The organism is Chitinivibrionales bacterium (genome assembly GCA_035516255.1).
Taxonomy (GTDB): Bacteria; Fibrobacterota; Chitinivibrionia; order Chitinivibrionales; family FEN-1185; genus FEN-1185.
Genome location: DATJAL010000045.1, coordinates 90,090 through 109,168, shown reverse-complemented (window position 1 = coordinate 109,168; position 19,079 = coordinate 90,090). Strand labels below are relative to the sequence as shown.

General features: G+C 52.9%; 18 protein-coding genes. 5 read left to right on the top strand and 13 right to left on the bottom strand.

Annotation, left to right across the window (positions count from 1 at the left end; translation table 11 throughout):
- Positions 1-15: 15 nt before the first annotated feature.
- A complete protein-coding gene (locus VLX68_13005; GenBank protein ID HUI93159.1) occupies positions 16-747 on the top strand; it encodes a metallophosphoesterase family protein in 732 nt (243 codons plus the stop codon).
- Between the two features lie 492 nt (positions 748-1,239).
- On the top strand, positions 1,240-3,846 hold the full coding sequence (locus VLX68_13000; protein ID HUI93158.1) for a TIGR03960 family B12-binding radical SAM protein: 2,607 nt from the start codon (positions 1,240-1,242) through the stop codon (positions 3,844-3,846).
- A 175-nt stretch (positions 3,847-4,021) separates the two neighbouring features.
- Here VLX68_13000 and VLX68_12995 read toward each other — a convergent pair whose 3' ends face one another.
- The 4 genes from VLX68_12995 to VLX68_12980 all read right to left on the bottom strand — a co-directional run bounded on the left by VLX68_12995 (position 4,022) and on the right by VLX68_12980 (position 7,531).
- Positions 4,022-4,363 carry an STAS domain-containing protein gene (locus VLX68_12995; GenBank protein HUI93157.1) on the bottom strand — a complete coding sequence of 114 codons (342 nt, stop codon included), beginning with the start codon at positions 4,361-4,363 and terminating at the stop codon, positions 4,022-4,024.
- A gap of 170 nt (positions 4,364-4,533) precedes the next feature.
- Entirely contained in the window at positions 4,534-5,316 is a 783-nt protein-coding gene (locus VLX68_12990; protein HUI93156.1) for a GGDEF domain-containing protein, read from the bottom strand.
- A 134-nt stretch (positions 5,317-5,450) separates the two neighbouring features.
- A complete protein-coding gene (locus VLX68_12985; GenBank protein HUI93155.1) occupies positions 5,451-6,194 on the bottom strand; it encodes a pseudouridine synthase in 744 nt (247 codons plus the stop codon).
- Positions 6,195-6,217: 23 nt separating this feature from the next.
- Complete coding sequence (locus tag VLX68_12980) at positions 6,218-7,531, bottom strand: DUF512 domain-containing protein (GenBank protein HUI93154.1); 1,314 nt, start codon at positions 7,529-7,531, stop codon at positions 6,218-6,220.
- 208 nt (positions 7,532-7,739) lie between these two features.
- Here VLX68_12980 and VLX68_12975 point away from each other — a divergent pair, with 208 nt between their 5' ends.
- Together VLX68_12975 and VLX68_12970 are read left to right on the top strand one after the other, a co-directional pair.
- A complete protein-coding gene (locus tag VLX68_12975; protein ID HUI93153.1) occupies positions 7,740-11,183 on the top strand; it encodes an Ig-like domain-containing protein in 3,444 nt (1,147 codons plus the stop codon).
- A gap of 1 nt (position 11,184) precedes the next feature.
- Entirely contained in the window at positions 11,185-11,997 is an 813-nt protein-coding gene (locus VLX68_12970) for a hypothetical protein (GenBank protein HUI93152.1), read from the top strand.
- Between the two features lie 68 nt (positions 11,998-12,065).
- On the opposite strand, the gene VLX68_12965 is transcribed toward VLX68_12970, so the two are convergent.
- The 3 genes from VLX68_12965 to VLX68_12955 all read right to left on the bottom strand — a co-directional run bounded on the left by VLX68_12965 (position 12,066) and on the right by VLX68_12955 (position 12,967).
- Positions 12,066-12,266, bottom strand: coding sequence for a hypothetical protein (locus VLX68_12965; GenBank protein HUI93151.1), 201 nt, complete (start codon positions 12,264-12,266; stop codon positions 12,066-12,068).
- A gap of 158 nt (positions 12,267-12,424) precedes the next feature.
- Positions 12,425-12,583, bottom strand: coding sequence for a hypothetical protein (locus VLX68_12960; GenBank protein ID HUI93150.1), 159 nt, complete (start codon positions 12,581-12,583; stop codon positions 12,425-12,427).
- An 18-nt stretch (positions 12,584-12,601) separates the two neighbouring features.
- The gene (locus VLX68_12955; protein ID HUI93149.1) at positions 12,602-12,967 is read right to left on the bottom strand and encodes a response regulator; all 366 of its coding nucleotides are present in this window, start codon (positions 12,965-12,967) and stop codon (positions 12,602-12,604) included.
- Between the two features lie 240 nt (positions 12,968-13,207).
- On the opposite strand from VLX68_12955, the gene tsaD reads away from it, so the two are divergent.
- Positions 13,208-14,206, top strand: coding sequence for a tRNA (adenosine(37)-N6)-threonylcarbamoyltransferase complex transferase subunit TsaD (tsaD, locus tag VLX68_12950; GenBank protein ID HUI93148.1), 999 nt, complete (start codon positions 13,208-13,210; stop codon positions 14,204-14,206).
- A gap of 31 nt (positions 14,207-14,237) precedes the next feature.
- Here tsaD and VLX68_12945 read toward each other — a convergent pair whose 3' ends face one another.
- From VLX68_12945 to VLX68_12920, 6 genes are all read right to left on the bottom strand, one after another.
- Positions 14,238-15,305 carry an AI-2E family transporter gene (locus VLX68_12945; protein HUI93147.1) on the bottom strand — a complete coding sequence of 356 codons (1,068 nt, stop codon included), beginning with the start codon at positions 15,303-15,305 and terminating at the stop codon, positions 14,238-14,240.
- The gene (locus VLX68_12940; protein HUI93146.1) at positions 15,298-15,849 is read right to left on the bottom strand and encodes a cyclic nucleotide-binding domain-containing protein; all 552 of its coding nucleotides are present in this window, start codon (positions 15,847-15,849) and stop codon (positions 15,298-15,300) included. The genes VLX68_12945 and VLX68_12940 overlap by 8 nt, the downstream gene beginning before the upstream one ends.
- Positions 15,842-16,030, bottom strand: coding sequence for a hypothetical protein (locus VLX68_12935; protein HUI93145.1), 189 nt, complete (start codon positions 16,028-16,030; stop codon positions 15,842-15,844). Before VLX68_12935 ends, VLX68_12940 begins: the two co-directional genes overlap by 8 nt.
- Before the next feature lie 39 nt (positions 16,031-16,069).
- Complete coding sequence (gene ftsY, locus VLX68_12930) at positions 16,070-17,002, bottom strand: signal recognition particle-docking protein FtsY (protein HUI93144.1); 933 nt, start codon at positions 17,000-17,002, stop codon at positions 16,070-16,072.
- Positions 17,003-17,066: 64 nt separating this feature from the next.
- Positions 17,067-18,371, bottom strand: a complete 1,305-nt coding sequence (mtaB, locus tag VLX68_12925) for a tRNA (N(6)-L-threonylcarbamoyladenosine(37)-C(2))-methylthiotransferase MtaB (GenBank protein HUI93143.1) — start codon at positions 18,369-18,371, stop codon at positions 17,067-17,069.
- Positions 18,372-18,384: 13 nt separating this feature from the next.
- A complete protein-coding gene (locus tag VLX68_12920) occupies positions 18,385-19,074 on the bottom strand; it encodes an STAS domain-containing protein (protein HUI93142.1) in 690 nt (229 codons plus the stop codon).
- Between the last annotated feature and the right edge of the window lie 5 nt (positions 19,075-19,079).

Below are 19,079 nucleotides of genomic sequence, written 5' to 3'. Positions count from 1 at the left end.
AGCGGCGGTCGTTTCATGAGATACGCGATCATCTCCGACATCCACGGCAACGTCGAGGCGCTGCAGGCGGTGCTCAAGGACATCAAAAACCGCTCGATCGACAGCATCGTCTGCCTCGGCGACATCGTGGGATATTACCCGGACCCGGAGCGCTGCATCGAACTCGTGCAGGAAAACGTGGACGACTGCGTGGCCGGCAACCACGACTACGCGGCGATCAACCGGATCGACATCCAGACCTTCACCTACTACGCCTACGCGGCCATGGAGTGGACCAGGAACCACCTTTCCAAGAAGGCAAAGGACTTTCTCGGGTCGCTTCCCTTGACAATTGAAAAAGACAGCATCTTCCTCACCCACTCGTCGCCGTCCAACCCCCAGGACTGGATCTACGTGTTCCCGGACAGCGAGGACGCCGTGTTCGAAGCGTTCAAGAGCCTCACCTTCAGGATCAATTTCATCGGCCACACGCACTGGCCCTCCATCATGATCCAGGAGGAGGACAAGATCATCCTCCACGCCGAGCACTCCATCAAGCTCACCGAGAAAAACCTCTACCTCATCAACGTGGGCAGCGTGGGACAGCCCCGCGACTTCGACTCCCGCTGCTGCTACGCGATCTACGACACGAAAAACCAGGACATCAGCCTCATTCGGGTCATGTATGATTACACCATCACGCAGCGTAAAATCCTCGACAATAATCTGCCGGCGTTTCTGGCGCAGCGGTTGGAAAAAGGCAAATAATATTTTTTAAATCAATAAAAAATATTGGCGCCCCGACGAAGACGGCGGCGGGCCTCCTTCCGGTCTCGGCCTCGCCTCGGGCTGCCAGGGCCCCTATATGTCTGCGCCTCGATACCCCGCTTAAAAGCGGCTACTCGACGACCAGGCGAGGACCGGGCAGCATCGCTCTCCAGAGCGGCCTCCAGTCCGCCCTGGCGCAGGGCATAAGTCAAGTGCCATTCTTGTTCTTCTTCTCCGCCATCAGCGCCGGCCCTTAGGCACGATGAGCAACGACCCTCAGCCGTATGCAGCTTTGCGGCGAAAAAAAATCCTCGCGGTCAAGATTGCTTCATTTATATCTTTACAGGCAAATTATTTTTACGTTGCGTCTTTAATGAATCGCGTGAACGTCATTACCGCACGGCGCGTTAGCTCCATGGAAGCGGGAATCCGTTTTACAAGAAAATAAGGATGAAAATCAAGCCGTCATCAATCCGAAATAATTCTTAGGCCATGAATAAAGAATCCTTCAAACACCTCCTCGAAACCCAGTTCCTGCCTTTTGTGCAGAAACCGATGCAATACCTCGGCAATGAGCTGAATATCGTCAGAAAAGATTTATCCGGTGTTTCGCTGCACGGCGTCTTGTGCTACCCGGAAACCTACGACATCGGCATGTCGCATTACGGCGGGCAGATACTTTACCACATTGTCAACAGCAGGCCGCAATGGGCTTTGTCGCGCTGCTATCACCCCTGCGCCGATGCCGAAAAGCTCATGCGGGAAAAAGAAATTCTCCTGTACTGCCTCGAATACCTCGCGCCGATAAAAAATGCGGACTGGGTAGGATTTTCGGTCACGTACGAGTTGCAATACACGAACCTCATCAACATGCTCGCGCTTGCCGGGCTTCCCCTTTACAGCCGCGACCGTACCGGCCAGGAGCCGCTCGTTATTGCAGGCGGCCCCGCCATGGTCAATCCTGAGCCCATCGCCGATTTCGTGGACGCGTTTGTGATCGGCGACGGAGAAGAGGCGATTGTTGAGGCTTGCTCGGTCATGGAAAGCTCGAAAAAGCGCAGTGCGTCCAAAGAGGCCACCCTGAGGGAATTGTCGAAATGCCGCGGCGTGTATGTCCCGTCATTTTACGGGACAGAAAAATCAGGGGCGTTTCTCGTCCCCATAATTCCTGCTCCGGTAAAGGCCGCAAAGGTGCGAAGCCTTGACGACAGAAATTATCCCGCAAAACCGCTTGTCCCTCTTGTCAATGTCGTGCACCACCGGCTCGCCGTGGAGGTGATGCGCGGGTGCACGCGGGGCTGCCGGTTCTGCTCGGCGGGAATCTGGTACCGGCCGGTGCGCGAGCGCGCGGTGGAAAGCCTGCTTTGCCAGATGGAAAACGGAATGTCGGCAACTGGCTGGCGCGATATCGGCCTCCTGTCGCTCTCCACCGCCGATTATTCCGGGCTCACCCCCCTGCTGCGCGGCGCCGCGGCCTACGGCACGGGCGGAAGGCTCTCGGTTTCGCTTCCGTCAACCCGCATCGACGCGCTGACGGATGCCGACCTCGACGCGATGGCGGCGATCACGCCCTTCTCCTCATTTACCATCGCGCCGGAAGCGGGATCGCAGCGCCTGCGCAGCGTCATCAACAAAGGGTTTCCCGACGACGATATTTTTGCCATGGCGGAAAGACTGCTGAATCGAAACGTTCAGACCGTCAAACTGTATTTCATGATCGGGCTGCCCACGGAGCGCGACGAGGACATCGACGCAATCACTTCGCTTGCCGGCCGCATCGCGGACATGGCATGGCGCCATTCGCGGCGCGTGACGATCACTATCGCGCTGTCGCCGTTTTCTCCCAAGGCGCACACGCCGTTTCAATGGGAGGCCATGGATGCGCCCGAACGGCTGCTCGAAAAATCAAAGCGGATCAAACGGGGGCTTGCGGACCGGCGCAATGTAAAAACTTCCTACCGCGATCCGTTCATGGCACAGCTCGAAACCGTGATGGCGCGCGGCGACCGGAGCCTGTCCGCCGTGATCCGCGCCGCCTGGGAATCCGGCTGCCGTTTTGACGGATGGGACGAGCATTTCAAATTTGACAGATGGAAAGATGCTTTTGACAAATGCAATATCGGCCTCACCACGTTCTGCGGCGCAATTCCCATGGACAATGCGCTGCCGTGGAATGCGGTCTCAGCCGGTGTTTCAACGGAATTTCTGCAAAGGGAGCGCGAGAGGGCGATTGCCGGCGGGCCCACTGCTGATTGCCGGAACGGGGAATGTTCGGCATGCGGGGTTTGCGGGCCGATCCGGCAGGGTTCTGCGCGCTTTGTCAAGGCCTCGGCCTTGGAATCCACCCGTTCCGCGGCCGAGACCGTTGTGCCGGCCTCCACTGACCGCCGCTGCTACCGGTTCGTTTACACAAAAGGACTTCCGGTACGGTTTTTGGGGCATCTCGACATGGTGGGCGTTCTTCACCGGGCGCTTTTCGCCGCGCGGCTGCCAATTGCTTTTTCGGAAGGATGCCATCCCCATCCCCTCATCGCCTTCGGCCCGCCCCTGCCGCTGGGAATTTCCGGCGCCACGGAGCTGTTCGATGTGGTGACGATGGGCCTGTTGGACACTACCATTGATGCAATTAACAAATTCCTGCCTGAAGGTCTAGCGGTCGCCGGCTTTCAGGAGATGGCGATCGACCATGTATCGCTCAACGAAGCAATCTGCGCGGGTCAATATCGTTTCTCGTCGACCGGCGAGGCACTTTTACGATCAAGGATGAAAAACAATGTCAAAGCGCGAATCGACGCATTTCTCGTCCAACGGGAAGCGGTCATAACAATCACAAAGAACACTATTTCATCTAGCAAGGATATTCGTCCGCTTGTGATTTTTCTCGCTCCTTCAGGCGAGAACGGCGAACAGTCGTTTACCGCGATTTTATCGATGCAGCCGAAAAAAACCTGCAAGCCATCGGAACTTATTTCCGTATTATTCCCGGAACTCTCCACATTTAATTTTTTAGTGACGCGACAGATGTGCTTTCACAAGGAGAATGGTGAATTGAAGCCGTTTTCGATGCAACCGGGCAAGGGAACCGCAAAATCGAATTAGTGATTATTCCACGATTTTACATTAAGAAAATAAGGATGAGTAAGAGGACGCCCTGGCAATCGGGTGCTACAAGGGTGCGCCCAACGGAAGGAATGGGCCTGAATCGAGTGGTGCCCGGCTGCACCCGCTCAGCGATCCAGATGAAATTATAATTGACGAAATAGAAGGGCGCAGGCTATTTCTTCTCGAACGACTTTACCGCCGAATCGACGTCATCGTAGGTTTCGACCTTCTTAATGAGGCTTGTGGTCTCGAGAAGGTTCCGCACGAGTTTGTTCACCCTGGCCAGTTTCAAATCGCCCGACAGCTCGTTGAGCTTTTTCTTGACATCGACGATCGTGGCGAGGCACATGCTGCTGATGTAATTGGAGGCGACCATGTCGAGGACGATGTTGACCTTGCCCTCTTCCACGAGCTCGAGGAGTTTCACCCGGAAAATGGGGACGTTTTCCTGCAGGACATTGCCGTCGATGAAGACAACGGTCACGGTTCCGACCGTGTCAATCCGGATTTTCATCAGTTCCTCCATACGGGTAAGAAAATAATTAAGCGCCTTTTTTACGGCCAGTGTAATTATATCATGCCCGGTTATTTTTGCCCATAGTTTCCGCGATCATCCGTTTTCACTCGGCTTCACGTCTCATTGTTCGTTTGCAACACGCACGGTCCTTCTAAATGCCCGAGAATTTACGTCCGCGCCTCCTTTTCCGGCGGCGTCCCGACCTGCTGCGCGTTCCACAAGCGGATGAGGTTACGGCCGTCCTGCTTTGCCTGGTACATGGCCCGATCGGCCCTGCTGATCAGTTCGAGCCTGTCTTTGAGGGCGGGGTTGAATTCAGCAATACCGATGCTCACCGCCACGCGCAGCGCCGCGCCCTCGAAAATAAAATCGTGGCAGTTCACGGCGGTGCGGAGCTTGCCGGCGAACTGCGCGGCGTCGCCGAGCGCGATGTTGGTAATGATCAGGAACTCCTCCCCCCCGTACCTGCCGCATATGTCAACTTCGCGCGACCTGGACCGGAAAAGGTTCGAAAGCTCCCTGAGAACGAAATCGCCGCATTGGTGGCCGTAGGTATCGTTGAGCATTTTAAAATGGTCGATGTCGATCATCAGGCACGAAAGATTGCCGCCGTACCGCTTGGCGCGCTTGAACTCGAATTCCAGCCGTTCCTGGAGGTAGCGGTGGTTGTACAGGCCGGTGAGCCCGTCGGTAATCGACAGCTCGGTAAGTTCCTTGTTTTTCTTGTCAAGCTCGTCGAGCAGCACTTTTTCGGACGCGAGCGCGAGCTTGAGGTCGTTCAGGGCGGCGTCGAGCTTCTCTTCGGCTTTTTTCCGTTCGATGATCTCAAGGTTTTTCCTTTCGAGCTCGTCGAGCAGGATCTTTTCGGACGCAAGCGCGAGCTTGAGGTCGTGCTTGGCCTTTACAAGCTGCTGCTGAAGTTTTTCCACGTCTTCGGAACGTGAATCCATGAGATCCTTTTTGATGTTGAAAAACGGGCCTGCGCGAGGCCGTGTTTTATTGCCGAGTCTTACGGTTACATTATAAACTTGCGGCGGGCAAAATGTAAAGCATACCTAAGAACAATGGAAAAGAAAAAGAAGCGTCAGCGGGAGGAGGGGGAAGGCTTAAACCCGGCCGCCCGCAGCGCCGCCACTTCGCGGCCGGTGAGTTCGCGAAAAGCGCCCGGCGCAAGATCCCCGAGTTTGACCGAGGCGAATTGAACGCGGCGGCTCCTGAGCACGGCGCGGCCCGCCGCGCCGAACATGCGCTGCAAGTGGCGTTTTTTGCTGTTGTACAATTCCACACGGTACCAGGGCAAGTTCACGGAGCCGGCCTGTATGATCATGCCGGCGCAAAGTATCTGATGTTCCGATTCCACACCGGGGCCGGTCATGACCTCAACCTCATCGGGAGATAATTTCCTGTCAAGCTGAACATCAAACACTTGTTTTATCTGGTAACGGGGATGCGTGAGCGCGTGGACCAAGCTGCCGTCATTGGTGAGCAGGACAAGGCCTTCGGTTGCGGCATCGGGCCGTTCGATGATTGTAAGCGCATCGGCATCGCACCCGGCTTGACGCAGGGCATCAAACATGCCGTCTCTCTTCTCCAAATCGCTTTCCGCCGCAATACCGGTTTGCGGTTTGTGAAAGGCAATATACCGCAAGCACCGTACCGGCTCAAGGATCCTTCCCAAGTATTCAACCCGATCCTTGCCAACGGTTACCTTTACTCCCAGTGCCTTGACTTTTGCTCCGTTCACATAGATTCTGCCCGAGCCAACCAGGGAATCGCATGAGCGCCTTGATCCCAATCCGCATCCGGCCAAGTATTTATTGAGGCGCATTACGGATTCTTTTCTGACCGGGCTCATAAAAGCTTGGCCAACGCATCGAGTGAATCCGCCGCCATAACCTTGATGCCTAAACTTTTTCCGATGCGTTCCGCCGAGTATCCATCGAGCGTATGCCCATGGCGGTTGAAAATTATTCCCGGAAGCACGACCAGGTCCGGCGCTTTTTTGGTCGCCCGCACCTGCTTGATGATATCGTTGCCGGTTAGCAACCCCGCAACAGTGACTTCTCTGCCAAAAAAAATATTTTGAACCGCGAGCGCTTCCGCGGTAACCCGGAGCGAAATTTGGGAAAGCCGGTCGGCGATTTCCCTGATAAAGGGAAATGCCGATTCCGAAGTGACAAGGAGCGCCCTTTTGACACGGTTCCGGTTCCCACCTGCATTTCCTGGATGGCTCCTGCCATGGCGAACTTCGATTTTTTTCCATTCATCAAGCAACATTCGGACAAGCCCGACCCCGTTTCCGATCTGGGGATAATTTCCATAATATCTCCGGGGAGGGATGGAAAGTCCGGCAAGAATGAACAGCTCATCCGCCAGAAAAATCCTCCGCCGGCCGTAGCGCTTTTTGTCCTTTTCACTTGCCCGCATGACCTGTTTGCAGATGCGTCGCGCCTCACCGCGATCCACGGGTTGTAAAGGATGCCGCCGGAATCTGGTGAGTCCCACCGGAACAACGGAAACCGAAATAAGGCCCTTTGTCAAACCGCACAAGTCTTTAAGGGACTTGGTGAGAACCGCGCCGTTATTATAACCGGGGCATACCACAATCTGGGCATGAAACGAAATGCCGTTTTTTTCAAGAAAACCAAGCTGGTCCATGATATCAAAGATATGCTTGTTGCCGAGCATAGTGCAGCGAACGTGCCTGTCCGTCGCATGGACCGAAACGTACAATGGAGACAGTCCCCGGCTGCAAAGCTGTTCGAGATCATCAAAGGTCATCGCAGCAAGCGTGACATAATTTCCATTGACAAAAGAATGCCTTACATCCTCATCTTTTATATACAGGCTCCTGCGCAATCCCTTCGGCATCTGGTCTATAAAACAGAAAATGCAGTGGTTTCTGCACCTTGTAACGCCTTGATCGGCAAATTGAACTCCTACTGCGGTGCGGGAAGGCCGTTTCAACAGCTTTGTAAGAATGCCCATGCGGTGTAGCACCCGTATTTCAGAAACCGGTTGGGCGGTACAGAACCTGAAATCGACCTCATCCTTCACGGGTTCATCATTTACCGTGACAATGATGTCGCCCTTTCTGAGGCCCGCTTCCCATGCAGGCAGCCCTTTTTCAACAGACCGTATTGTCAATCCAAGTTCTTGCGCCATCACTCCGTCCTTGAAAAACCGCGGGCAGCAACCTGCAGATTTATTTGATTGATTTCTATTTCTTTTAAAGATATAATCTAATCCGGGCGGGGCGGGAACGTTTCTTTTTCCTGCCGTGCCGTTAGATAAAAATAATTGATACTTCCTCACTTTACTCTCAGCGCAGAGGCAATTCATTTCAAAGGAGCTGCTCGTGAAAACAGTGAAATTGGTTTCCGGCGTTTTTCTGGCAGGAATAGTGTGCTTTCTGCTTTTATGCACCATCAAAGACGACAACGGCAACTTGGCCCTCACCGGCCCCCATCCCTCCACCGGGCCCGGCCAAACCCTAACGTTGACCCCCTCGCTTATTGTAACACCGGACAGCATGTATATAGGAATACGCGAGTCGCTTACCATTACCATTACGGTGATGCAGGACAGCACGCTTACACATCCGTTGGCCAATGCGCAGATCCTCTGTTCTAGCGCTAACGGGTTTCTTTCCGCCGATACCTTGTACTCCGACTCCAGAGGTCGTGCGATTCTTAAAATGATGGACACTACAAAAGCCAGCGTGGAAATCAGGTTCACGTGCGGGACGGTAACACAGACGATCGATATTGACGTGACCGACACTCCCGACAAGGTACAGAAGCGGATTCAAGTGTATCCGGAAAAAGCAGTGCTAAAAGCCGACGGCAAGGACGCTACCACAATAGATGTGACGTTGATGAATGAAAATAACAACCCCATTGTCGGGCAATGCGTCCAATTTATTTCTTCCGCCGGTATAATCGCCGGACAAGGCGGAACCTGCGGCAATTCAGGTCAAGGGGCGACTGACGCAGGCGGAATAGCCCACGCCACGCTCACGAGCGCGAACATCAACGATACGGCCTTCATAACGGTGTTTCTTGCGTCCGACCGCACAAAAAGCGCCCAGACGCGGGTTGTCTTTAGCGGGGTTAACATCATTGTGACCGCGGACTCCACCAACATGAATCCAGGCCAAAAGACCAATATCCTGGCCCACGTCCTTAACGGTTCAAACGAACCTATTCCCTACATTCCGATCTATTTCTCCTTAGGAAGGGATACAGCTTCAGTCCTGACCTTTCTTTCAAAAGATACCGCAACCGGACCGGAAGGAACCGCCCAATGTGCCGTGAAAAGCAAAAGCGTTCAAACCGGCACCGATTCGATTCGGATCTCGGCCGCCGGCGCATACGCCAGCATAAGAATAAACGTCACCAACCTTTTGCTAACCATATCGCTCGATGATAAAATCCTTCAAGCAAATCCGTCAAAATCCACCATTCTACACATTTATTTTGCGGACAAATCTGGCTCTCCGCTTACCAACAAGGATGTCCAGCTGACGCGCACTTATCAGCTCATCGACGGGAGAGACACCAGCGATGTCGTTTTATTAAAGACCAATGCACAGGGAAAATGCACCGATACCATTTATGCACTTCCTTACGAAACCACCATGTCGCTTGAAGTGACCGCGTTCAATACCAGCACCGATATCGCCTCTGCAGCCGCGACGCTTTCATTCATCGCGTCACGAAGCATGACCATCAACGCGATACCAACGATGATTCAGGCCGATGGTACTAGCAATTCGACGATAACCGTGCTTGTGAAGAACGAAAGCTACAATCCCATGGTGGGCGATCAAATCTCTTTTACGACAACCGCCGGGGTGGTGACCGCGCTCGCAACCACCGATGATAATGGTAAGGCGGTCGCCACGCTCATCAGCGACCGGCGGAACACTGTCGCAACCGTAAAGGCGACCCTGGTCAAAGACGCCACGAAAACCGCGTCGATCCAAGTCGAGTTCACCGGTGTTACGCTTACCGCCAGCGCAAACCCGCCAAGCATCAATGCCAACCGCAAGGATTCCAGCACCATCGCGATTACCTTGATCGACGCGGCGCAAAATCCCATCGTCGGCGAACCGATTAATTTTTCCAAACAGCAGGACAGCACGTTTATTTACAAACCGGACTCGGTGACCGATAACCGGGGCGAGGCCTACTGCAAGGTGTACGGCTCCGGAGCTGGCACGGACACCATTCAGATTCAAGCAGCGGGGGCATCTCAAAAAGTCGCGATAAACTATTCTTCCAACTATTTAGTCATCGATACGCTCCCCGGACAATCGTGTATAGCAAACGGCACTGACTCGACCGCACTCTCCGTTACGTACCTTCTGGGAGACAAAACCACGCCGGTTTCCGATGCCACGATCGCCATAAGCGTCACCATGGGCACCATCAACAACGATACTCTTTTTGCAAAGGGCTTTACCCTTGCCAAAGCGGACAACGGCCGAATCGTTTTTCATGTAAAAAACCCGTACTTCGCAAATTTGGCCACGATTTCCGCTTATGCAAAGACTTCAACCGAAGTAACTTCGGCGGTATTCAAATTATATTTTAAGGCCACCAGAGTGAGAAGAATCGTTTTGACTGGTACACCTTCGGTCATTTCAACAAGCGGCAGTAAAGCACAGTTGATCGCCGTCGCTTATGATTCGCTCAACAATAGGGTCAGCAATGAACGCATTTATTTAAATATGACCAACGGACCCGGCGGCGGCGAATATATTGATCCTCCTTCGGCGCTGACGGGTGCCGATGGTTCGATTTCTTCTTTCCTTGTTTCAGGCACGGCGACGAGCACGTTCCACGGTGTTGGTGTGATCGCAAGCGATGTTTCCGGCGTCAAATCGGACACCGTGCTGTTCACCATCGCAGGCCCTCCAAATCAAGTATCGATAGGGGTTAATATGCTTAAAGGAGTGGACTATCAAGACGGCACCTTCGGCCTGCCCTGCGCAGCAGTGGTCACGGATGTCAACGGCAACCCTGTCGCTGACGGCACACCGGTGACGTTCAGCGTTCAAGTGACGGGATATGTGTATTGGAGACTCAGCCCACGCTGGGTAGAAGAGGTAAGCCAAGGGGCCTTCTCCTGTTATTCAATAGTTGACACGGTCGCCGATGTGCTTCCTTTTGAAGATCTCAATAATAATTGCAGGTTGGATCCTGGTGAAGACCTAAATAACGACGGTTTTGCGAATCGCGGTGCAGATCTGAACGGCGATTGTATATACGATCCTGGCCCGCCCTATGAAGACATAAACCATGACGGGAAACGTCAATTCGATATAAATATTCCGGTTGAACCCCTTTATCAGTGCAGCAACGGTCTTTATAAATATGCAGACCTGAATGGAGATGGTGAATGGGACCCGATCGAGCCCTTGCTTGACCCTTTGTATATGTCCACATACAATGCGCTAAGGCATGATTCGGCCTATTATAAATTGTATTTTAAACGTCCATTGCCGCCCCAGGATTCCGCGCTTTTAAAAATACTTGCAAGCATGGACTCGGCATATACGGCAAATCCGCATTTCATAAAAGCGCTCGGTTCCTACGATTTCAGCTGGAATGCCCAACCCCTTGGCCAGCCCGATCCGGCAATATCCATAGTACGCACCGTCCAAACCCAGAGCGGAAAAGCGCCTAATGTGATCGTTTACGGACAAACAAATGCGACAAGAGTGCAGATAACGGTTTGGGCCGAATGCCAGGGAGTTCTACAGGACCACCCTGTAACACAAATTCTCCCCATCATTGAAAGCACAAAATAAAATGAAGACATGCAAACAAAAAGTGATGCGATTGGCGGCGACAATTATCACGGCGGCGGGCATTACCTCCCTTTATACAACTACTTTCGCAGCGAACCTTGCAGATCCGGCCGTCCTGATGCCGCCGGCTCGACTTTCCATAGGCGCCTCCTACGACCTCGGCGGATACACCATTACAAACCGCGCGGTGCCCGCCCTGCTGAACCGCATCCAGGGGCGCCTCAGCTACTCCCCTTTCCCTTATGTTAATTTCGGCATCGATGCTGGCGCGAGCCAGATGGAAGTGGCCGGCGACACGACCGCCACCGACACTTTCGGCATATTTCACGGCAAATATTCTTTTTCCGGAGGCGGTCATCTGAAGCTCGGGACACCTTTTTTCTTCAATAACCTCCTTGCCGCCATCGGAATTGCGCAAGGGAGCTTCTTTTCTTCCATGAATGATGCCGGCACTTCCTATAACGGCACCGATGCCTGTGGCGGTCTTGGGCTGCAATTTCATGTGCCGTCCTTCGGTTATATCACGGTTGGTTCCCAGGCCTACCTTATCGAGGGAAAAACCATTGATTTTTCCGGAAAGACCGGCTACTATTCCAATGTCAATAACGTGCGCGGATGGCTCGCTGTTGATTATTTCCCTCCGCCGCTTCCAAACTCCAAAAACCTATTCTATCTCTCTCTGGAAATGACCGCTTCACCCAAGGCCCGGTTCAATGCTCGGGCGCCTGTCCAGGAACTCAGCTTTTCCATAAGTGTCGGAACAATCACATCTCGACTTTACGGGCATGAAACTAGCGAAGAATGGAATCCATAACCGCGATAAAAAAGAGAATAAAAAAGGGAATGCGCCTGCATTCCCTTTTTTATTCTTTGTAAGTTTATTTACCTGAAAAGATCTTTAATTTTTGACCAGTTGGTCGAGGTCTTTAAAGGATTATTGACTATAGTTTTTTTGGCCAATTTTTGAGTTTCAGAATTTTGGGAAGCCTTTAATGAATCAGGACTCGTGGTGGAAGGCTGGGCAAAGGCAAATGCAACAAAGGCCAAAATTGTAATAATTGAAACAAAAGTTCTTTTAATCATTAATTGGCCCTTTATAAAGCCACCCACTGTTACATTTACAAATATAATATAAATTTTATAAAAAGCAAAAAAATTTTAAAAAAATAAAGGAAATAAAACAAAAATGATTACGAGAAACCAGGAGAGATTATTGGACACTCGAAGAAAAATAACTCATCTTAAATGGTTAATTCCGAGAAAAAGGCAAAGCTGTCATCTTCACTTTCCCTGAGTATACGCATGTCATTTTCGATCTTGGCGTTGCAATCTGCGCAAAAACCGGATTCACGCTCTTCACCCTCAAGCTTTTTGCCACATTCGATGCACCTTTTTTTCATAAAAACGTCCTTGAAAAATTATCCGAGATATTCAAGCAATTTATCCCTTATTTCAGTAAATATCAGAGGCTTGCGTATAACATCGTGAATACCGTCTAATTGCAGAAGATTTGGCTCAAGGTCACCTTTCCAACTGGTAACGACAAAAACCTTGGTCTGAGGTGACTTACTTTTTATCCATCGTGCCACGCTGCGCGCACCTTTTTCCCTTACGCATAACGCGGCAAAAACCGCGTCAAAATGATTTTTGGCCAACTCCTGAATGCCGCTTTCGGCAGTGTCAACAACATGGACCTGGCATCCCAACCGTGAAAGTGATCTTTTCAAGGCCTCCTGAGTTGGCGGATTATCTTCAACTACCAGTATTTTAAATGAGATACCCATAGACTCGACACATTTATAAGCCATCATTATGCCAAAAAATTGGAAAAATATTATAACTAGAAAATCAACAAGATAGGGCTTTTTATTCCTAAAAAAGACTATTGATTATCATCCTGATAAGTGTAATTTTGCCCTATATCGGTAAAAACGGCGGGACAATAATTTGATTAAAAAATTGAAATACGAACAGATCTGATCTATTTTATAAAATTATTTCTATAAAGGTATTCTTTTTTTCTTATGATCACACTAGGCATTGAAACTTCCTGCGACGAAACTTCAGTTGCCCTTCTTTCCAATGGTGACATTGTGGCAAATGAAATATTTACCCAAGCTTTACACTCATTATACGGCGGAGTCGTGCCCGAGCTTGCCTCACGAGCACACCTGAACAAAGTGGACATTCTTGCGGAATCGGTTTTGCGCGATCACAACATTTGCCCCCGTTCCCTTGATTGCATAGCGGTAACCGACAGTCCCGGCCTTGCCGGCGCTTTGCTGGTAGGTATCAGCTTTGCCCTCGGTCTTCACTGTCAGCATGGCAATAAAATCACCGGCATTAACCATCTCGAGGGCCACATTTGTTCTTTGTTTTGCGCGAATCCGGACCTGTCCTGCCCGTTTCTTGCCCTCATTGTATCGGGAGGCCATACCGCCATATACCGGGTGGATGATTTTGCCCGGTATACCTGTCTCGGCTCGACCGTGGATGACGCTGCAGGCGAGGCCTTTGACAAAGTGGGAAAACTCCTCGGTTTTCCCTATCCTGCCGGGAGAGCCGTTGAGCAGGAGGCCGTTGCCGCAGCACCCGGTCCTGCAATCCCCTTTCCGGTGGCCCGGTGCGCGGGCCAGCGGCTCGATTTCAGTTTTTCCGGACTTAAGACCGCGGTGAAATATTATTGCATGGAAAAAGGCGCAGATTGGGTCGCGCAAAACAGGGCCGAGATATGCTTTTCATTCCAAAAAGCATTGGTTGATTCCCTGGCGCGTAACCTTCTGCTCGCCGCGGAACAAACGGGAATCAGAACCGTGGGGGTGGCTGGAGGCGTGGCCTGCAACGGTGAATTGCGGCGGACGCTGAACACTATCTTCGGGGACAAGATTTCTTTTCCGCCGCCGTCTTTATGCACCGACAACGCCGCCATGATTGCACGCGCTGGGTACGAGCGGCTGCGGCGGGGCATGCTCCGTTTTCCCCATATGAGCCCCTCACTGGGCATTGAGCAGCAGCGCGCATGAAGAAAATCACGGTAATGCGATCCAGAGAAAATCAAATGATCGAGTAGCTTCTCAGATAGGTGTACAACACCTCAATCGTGACCTTGCAGATGCTTATTACAGGAATCGCAATAAGCATTCCGACGAGCCCGCCTATGTTCCCGCCGACGGCAACACCCAGAATAACGACCAGCGGATGAAGGTGCACCGTTCTTCCCACAACATTGGGATAAACGATTGTTCCATCAATCACCTGGACCGCAACAAAAACCAAAGTCACGGCAATCAGGGACAGGAGATTGAACATGCCCGGCGTAATCAGAAGAACGAAAACAGCAGAGCAAAAACTTATGATGGGCCCGAAGTATGGAATTAAATTCGCCAGCCCCGAAACGAGGCCCACCACCAAAAAGTAGGGCAACCCAATGATGGCATATCCCACGGTCGTCAGCGCAAGGATTGCGCACGAGTCGATGAGCTGACCGCGCACATACAGTTTGAGCGCGTCGACGATCTTGTGCAGCAGCAGCACCGACATCTCAAAGTATCGGTTCGGCACGATGGTCATGATGCTCTTCGAGATAAGATAGCCGTCTGCCAAAAGGAAAAAAGTAATGAACGGAATGAGCAGCGTCATCGAGGCAAGCGATGCCACGCCCGAGGCAAGCGCGGGCACGGATGCCATTACCGCCTTAAGGGAAACAAACAGTTTTCCCTTTAAATAAGGATAATAGTCTGGAAAGGCAAAACCGGGAAACAGCGTATTTACCTTCTTTTGAAGGTTTGTCGCCATTTCGTGAACCATGGATCCGTAGGAAGGAAGGTTGGCCGCAAAATTTTTCATTTCATCCATGAGAGGCGGGACGAGGTATGAACCGAGCAGACCGAGTCCTGCCGCGATAAGCACATAGATGACAAGGATGACGGCGACACGGTTGGCACCCCGGGTTTCCCAGTAATTGACCGAAGGCTCCAGAAGGAAGGCAAACACCGCCGAAGCGAAAAGCGAAATGAAGATGAAACTGAACGAAAATAAAATCCCGGCGGCAATAAGAAGCACAAAGCCGTAAAAGCCGAATTGGATGATGTAATATGAAATCGGTTTTATCTTGTTAAACATGCGTCGTCAGGCTTTCCTGAGATTTATCTTCCCCGTCTTGTTTTCCCAGCCTGTCCTGCAACTGCTCCATTGCATCGTTACTCTTCACGAGCCTTTTACAGATGACGCGCGACAGGTTCGACAGGATTTTGATGCCCAGCCTCGGGTTTCTCCGGCAAAGGCTTTCGAGCGAGGGCTTGGAAAACGCGAAAAGAACCGTATCGGCGACGGCCCTTGCGGATGCGCTCCGTGGGATTTCATCAAGAAGGGCAAGCTCGCCGAAAAAGCCCTGCTCCTTCACCAGGGCCAGGGCCAGCTCTGCACCGTTCCCCATCTTCCTCGTGATTTCCACTTCACCGCTTTTCACGATATACATGCCCGCTCCCGGCTCGCCTTCGTTGAAAACGGTCTCCCCTTTCTTGTACTGGCGCTGGTGGAGCATCTGTTCAACGATCCTCAGTTCGTTTTTTAAAAATCCGTCAAATGCGGGAATACAGGCAAGCAGTCCTGGGATGTTATCCCTGCCGCCGAGAAAACGGAACGGAGACCAAAGGGGGTTATCCATGCGTTTCTTCCTCTGCAGACGGTTCATCGGCTTCCTTGCCGTCGGGCCGGTACTGCACGGCGTCCCCCGAAGAGCATTCCGGGCATTCGACGGCGCTGGAAAGGTTCGCCGCAAAGACGTTGCCGCATTTTTTACAGCGCATGAATTTCATCGTGCTGAACTTGCTTTCGTCGGGTGCCATCGTTTCTCCTTCGCAAACAGTGGAAGACCTAACTCCGCGTTACCGCGCCGGCGCCGTCTGAGCCGCGCCAAGGTCGCCGAACATCGCCTCAACATAGGCGGCCGGGTCGAAATCCTGCAGGTCGTCGGGGCCTTCGCCCACGCCGATTTTGCGCACCGGGATCCCGAAGTTCTTTGCGAGCGTGACGGCAATGCCGCCTTTTGCCGTTCCGTCAAGCTTGGTGATGACGAATCCGGTGACGCTGGTGATTTCATTGAACACCTTTGCCTGGGCCAGCGCGTTCTGGCCCGTGGTGGCGTCGACGACCAGCAGCACCTCGTTGGGTGCGCCGGGTGAATTCCTTTTGATGACGCGCACTATTTTTTCAAGCTCGTTCATCAGATTTGCCTTGTTGTGGAGCCTGCCGGCCGTGTCAAGAAGGAGCACGTCGATGCCGCGTGCCTTGGACGCCTCCATGGCGTCAAAGGCGACCGAGGCGGGATCGGCTCCCTCTTTCTGGGTGATGATTTCCGAATTCGTGCGCTGCGCCCAGATCCTGAGCTGTTCGATTGCTCCCGCCCTGAACGTGTCGGCGGCGGCGAACATCACCTTTTTTCCCGCAGCATAATATTCCCTCGCAAGCTTTCCGATGGTCGTGGTCTTGCCAACGCCGTTGACACCCACGACAAGAACCACCCACGGTTTGTGGGAAAACTCTACGGGAGATTTTGACACCGTAAGGTCGGCGGCGAGCATGGCCTTGAGCGCGGCATACGCGGCCTCCGGTGTGACTATTCCTTTTTCCGAGATTTCCTTTTTAAGCCTTTCAATGAGTGCCGTGCTGCAATCGTAGCCCACGTCCGCCGAAACCAATGCGTCCTCAAGTGTTTCGTAAAATTCCTCGTCAAACCTGCCCCTTGCGCTTGAAACAATGGAGGCGATCTGATTGCGGGTTTTGGAAAGCCCTTCTTTGAGCCGCGTAAAGATATTCATGTTTCAAAAAATAATTACAATCGCCTGCGTCCATCCAAAAATTAACAAACGGCTCCCCTGCCGCTCACGATTTGGCCAGGACCGCCCCGCACCGGTCCTTCTTGTTTCCGATCCCGGACACCGTCACATCGATCCAGGTGTTTGCCGGCGCCGTATGGCCGGCCACCTCGATGCGGAGATAATTGGAGGCGAGACCGGCCGCAGGGGATTCCTCCTCCACCAGGACGCGCTGCACCTCGCCCGCGGCACTTCTTACAAAAAGGCGGCGGCGGTCCTCGAGGAGTTTCCGGAGGCGCTCGCTCCGCCTGCTTTTTTCTTTTTCGTCAATCTGCCCCGGCATGGCGGACGCAAGAGTGCCCGGACGACACGAATAGCGGAACACATGCCCGAAGGTAAACCCGCACTCGACCGCCGCCCTGCATGTACCATCGAACTGTTCGTTCGTCTCTCCGGGAAAGCCGGTAATGAAGTCGCCGCCGAGTCCTGCAAGAGGAAAACTCTTCCGGAATGAGGCAAGCTTTTCAAGAAACCGGCCATGCTCCGCAATGGGCCGTCCCATATTTTTCAACACGGCCGGAGACAGGCTTTGCACGCTCAGGTGCAGGTGCCTGCACAGGCGCGGATGTGAGCCGATCATTTGCAAAAGGGAATCAGACATGTCCCGCGGATCAAGCGAGCTCAAGCGGACCCGGAAATCGCCGTCCGTGTTTGCGAGCCTTTCCACAAGCGCCTCTAATCCGCAAGACGGGCCATCAGAATATTGTCCGATATGGGTACCGGTAAGAACAATTTCCTTGTATCCGGCGCGAAGGGCGTCTTCGAACACCCCGACAACGCGGTCAAAGGAAACGCTTCTCGAGGGCCCGCGCACGAGCGGCACGATGCAATAGGCGCACCGGTAGTTGCATCCCTCCTGGATCTTGAGAAAAAAACGGGTGCGGCCCGATGCGCCCGGGCACGTGGGAGAATTGACAAGAGAGACCGCTGCGAGAGCATGCGCATCCATTGCTCCATGAAACACGCCGCCCTCTTTTTTGCGCAGAATAGCCGGAATATCATGCTTGCGGGAGTTTCCCACCACCCAGGTGACCGGCATGCGTTTAAGGATCTCGTGCGGAGAATGCTGGGCAAGGCAGCCGGTGACGCAGATTCTTACGCCGGGATACGCATGCGATACCGAAGAAATGTACCGACGGGTTTTAGCCTCCGCCGCAGAGGTGACGAGGCAGGAGTTGACAATTGCCACATCAGCGTCCGCGAGGTCATAAACAACGTAGTAGCCATCGCCTGCCAGCTGTGCAGCAAGGGCCGTCATCTCCTCCTGGTTGGTGCGGCACCCGATGGACTTGATGAGCACGGCGCTTGCCATGAGGGAATCTCCCCTATTCCCAGTTCCGCAGGGCCTCGGCAAGGGTGGTGAATACCGGAATGATCCGGTTGAGGTTGGTGGTCATGAAGAGATCGTTGACCGCGTAGTTGGCGTTGCAGATTCGCATGCTGCCGCCCGTCTCCTTGATCAGCTTGTTCATGTTGAGCATCACGCTCATGCTCAGGCTGTCAAAAAAGGTCAGATCCTGCATGTCAAGCAGGATTTTCTTGTGCTCGGCCATCGCGAGCAGGAATTGCTGCCTGAAAAAGCGCGATCCCTGAAGATGGTTCATCACGCCGGCAAGGTGGAACACGCATATGCCGTTTACGGTTTCGATCGTTATTTCGAGGCGGACGTCGCCCGTTTTCTCAAATATATCCACCTCGGCCGAATGCACCCGGCCCTCGTGCTCGACGTTGAAAATCCTGTCGAGCCCGGTGTCCGTGAAAAGGGCGTAGATTTCGCCGCTCAGGTTGCGGATGTAAAACGGTACGCCCTGCGCCTTGGCTTCCTTGGCCATAGCGACCAGCGCGCCGATGGCAGTGCTGTCGATGAGCACGGTATTCTTGAAATCCGCGGCAATTCGCGCCGCGCCCGCTTCGATCTCCTTTTTCAGCGACAAAAGGAACGCATTGGACGCCGGCTTGAGAAACCGTTCGGGCAGCAGGATGACAATGCCTTTATTATCATGTTCTATCTTCATCGGAC

Excerpts from the sequence above, each read along its gene's own strand:
- VLX68_13005 (HUI93159.1), top strand. The coding sequence starts at position 16 with ATGAGATACGCGATCATCTCCGACATCCACGGCAACGTCGAGGCGCTG.
- VLX68_13000 (HUI93158.1), top strand. The coding sequence starts at position 1,240 with ATGAATAAAGAATCCTTCAAACACCTCCTCGAAACCCAGTTCCTGCCT.
- VLX68_12995 (HUI93157.1), bottom strand. The coding sequence starts at position 4,363 with ATGAAAATCCGGATTGACACGGTCGGAACCGTGACCGTTGTCTTCATC.
- VLX68_12990 (HUI93156.1), bottom strand. The coding sequence starts at position 5,316 with ATGGATTCACGTTCCGAAGACGTGGAAAAACTTCAGCAGCAGCTTGTA.
- VLX68_12985 (HUI93155.1), bottom strand. The coding sequence starts at position 6,194 with ATGCGCCTCAATAAATACTTGGCCGGATGCGGATTGGGATCAAGGCGC.
- VLX68_12980 (HUI93154.1), bottom strand. The coding sequence starts at position 7,531 with ATGGCGCAAGAACTTGGATTGACAATACGGTCTGTTGAAAAAGGGCTG.
- VLX68_12970 (HUI93152.1), top strand. The coding sequence starts at position 11,185 with ATGAAGACATGCAAACAAAAAGTGATGCGATTGGCGGCGACAATTATC.
- VLX68_12965 (HUI93151.1), bottom strand. The coding sequence starts at position 12,266 with ATGATTAAAAGAACTTTTGTTTCAATTATTACAATTTTGGCCTTTGTT.
- VLX68_12960 (HUI93150.1), bottom strand. The coding sequence starts at position 12,583 with ATGAAAAAAAGGTGCATCGAATGTGGCAAAAAGCTTGAGGGTGAAGAG.
- VLX68_12955 (HUI93149.1), bottom strand. The coding sequence starts at position 12,967 with ATGGGTATCTCATTTAAAATACTGGTAGTTGAAGATAATCCGCCAACT.
- tsaD (HUI93148.1), top strand. The coding sequence starts at position 13,208 with ATGATCACACTAGGCATTGAAACTTCCTGCGACGAAACTTCAGTTGCC.
- VLX68_12945 (HUI93147.1), bottom strand. The coding sequence starts at position 15,305 with ATGTTTAACAAGATAAAACCGATTTCATATTACATCATCCAATTCGGC.
- VLX68_12940 (HUI93146.1), bottom strand. The coding sequence starts at position 15,849 with ATGGATAACCCCCTTTGGTCTCCGTTCCGTTTTCTCGGCGGCAGGGAT.
- VLX68_12935 (HUI93145.1), bottom strand. The coding sequence starts at position 16,030 with ATGGCACCCGACGAAAGCAAGTTCAGCACGATGAAATTCATGCGCTGT.
- ftsY (HUI93144.1), bottom strand. The coding sequence starts at position 17,002 with ATGAATATCTTTACGCGGCTCAAAGAAGGGCTTTCCAAAACCCGCAAT.
- mtaB (HUI93143.1), bottom strand. The coding sequence starts at position 18,371 with ATGGCAAGCGCCGTGCTCATCAAGTCCATCGGGTGCCGCACCAACCAG.
- VLX68_12920 (HUI93142.1), bottom strand. The coding sequence starts at position 19,074 with ATGAAGATAGAACATGATAATAAAGGCATTGTCATCCTGCTGCCCGAA.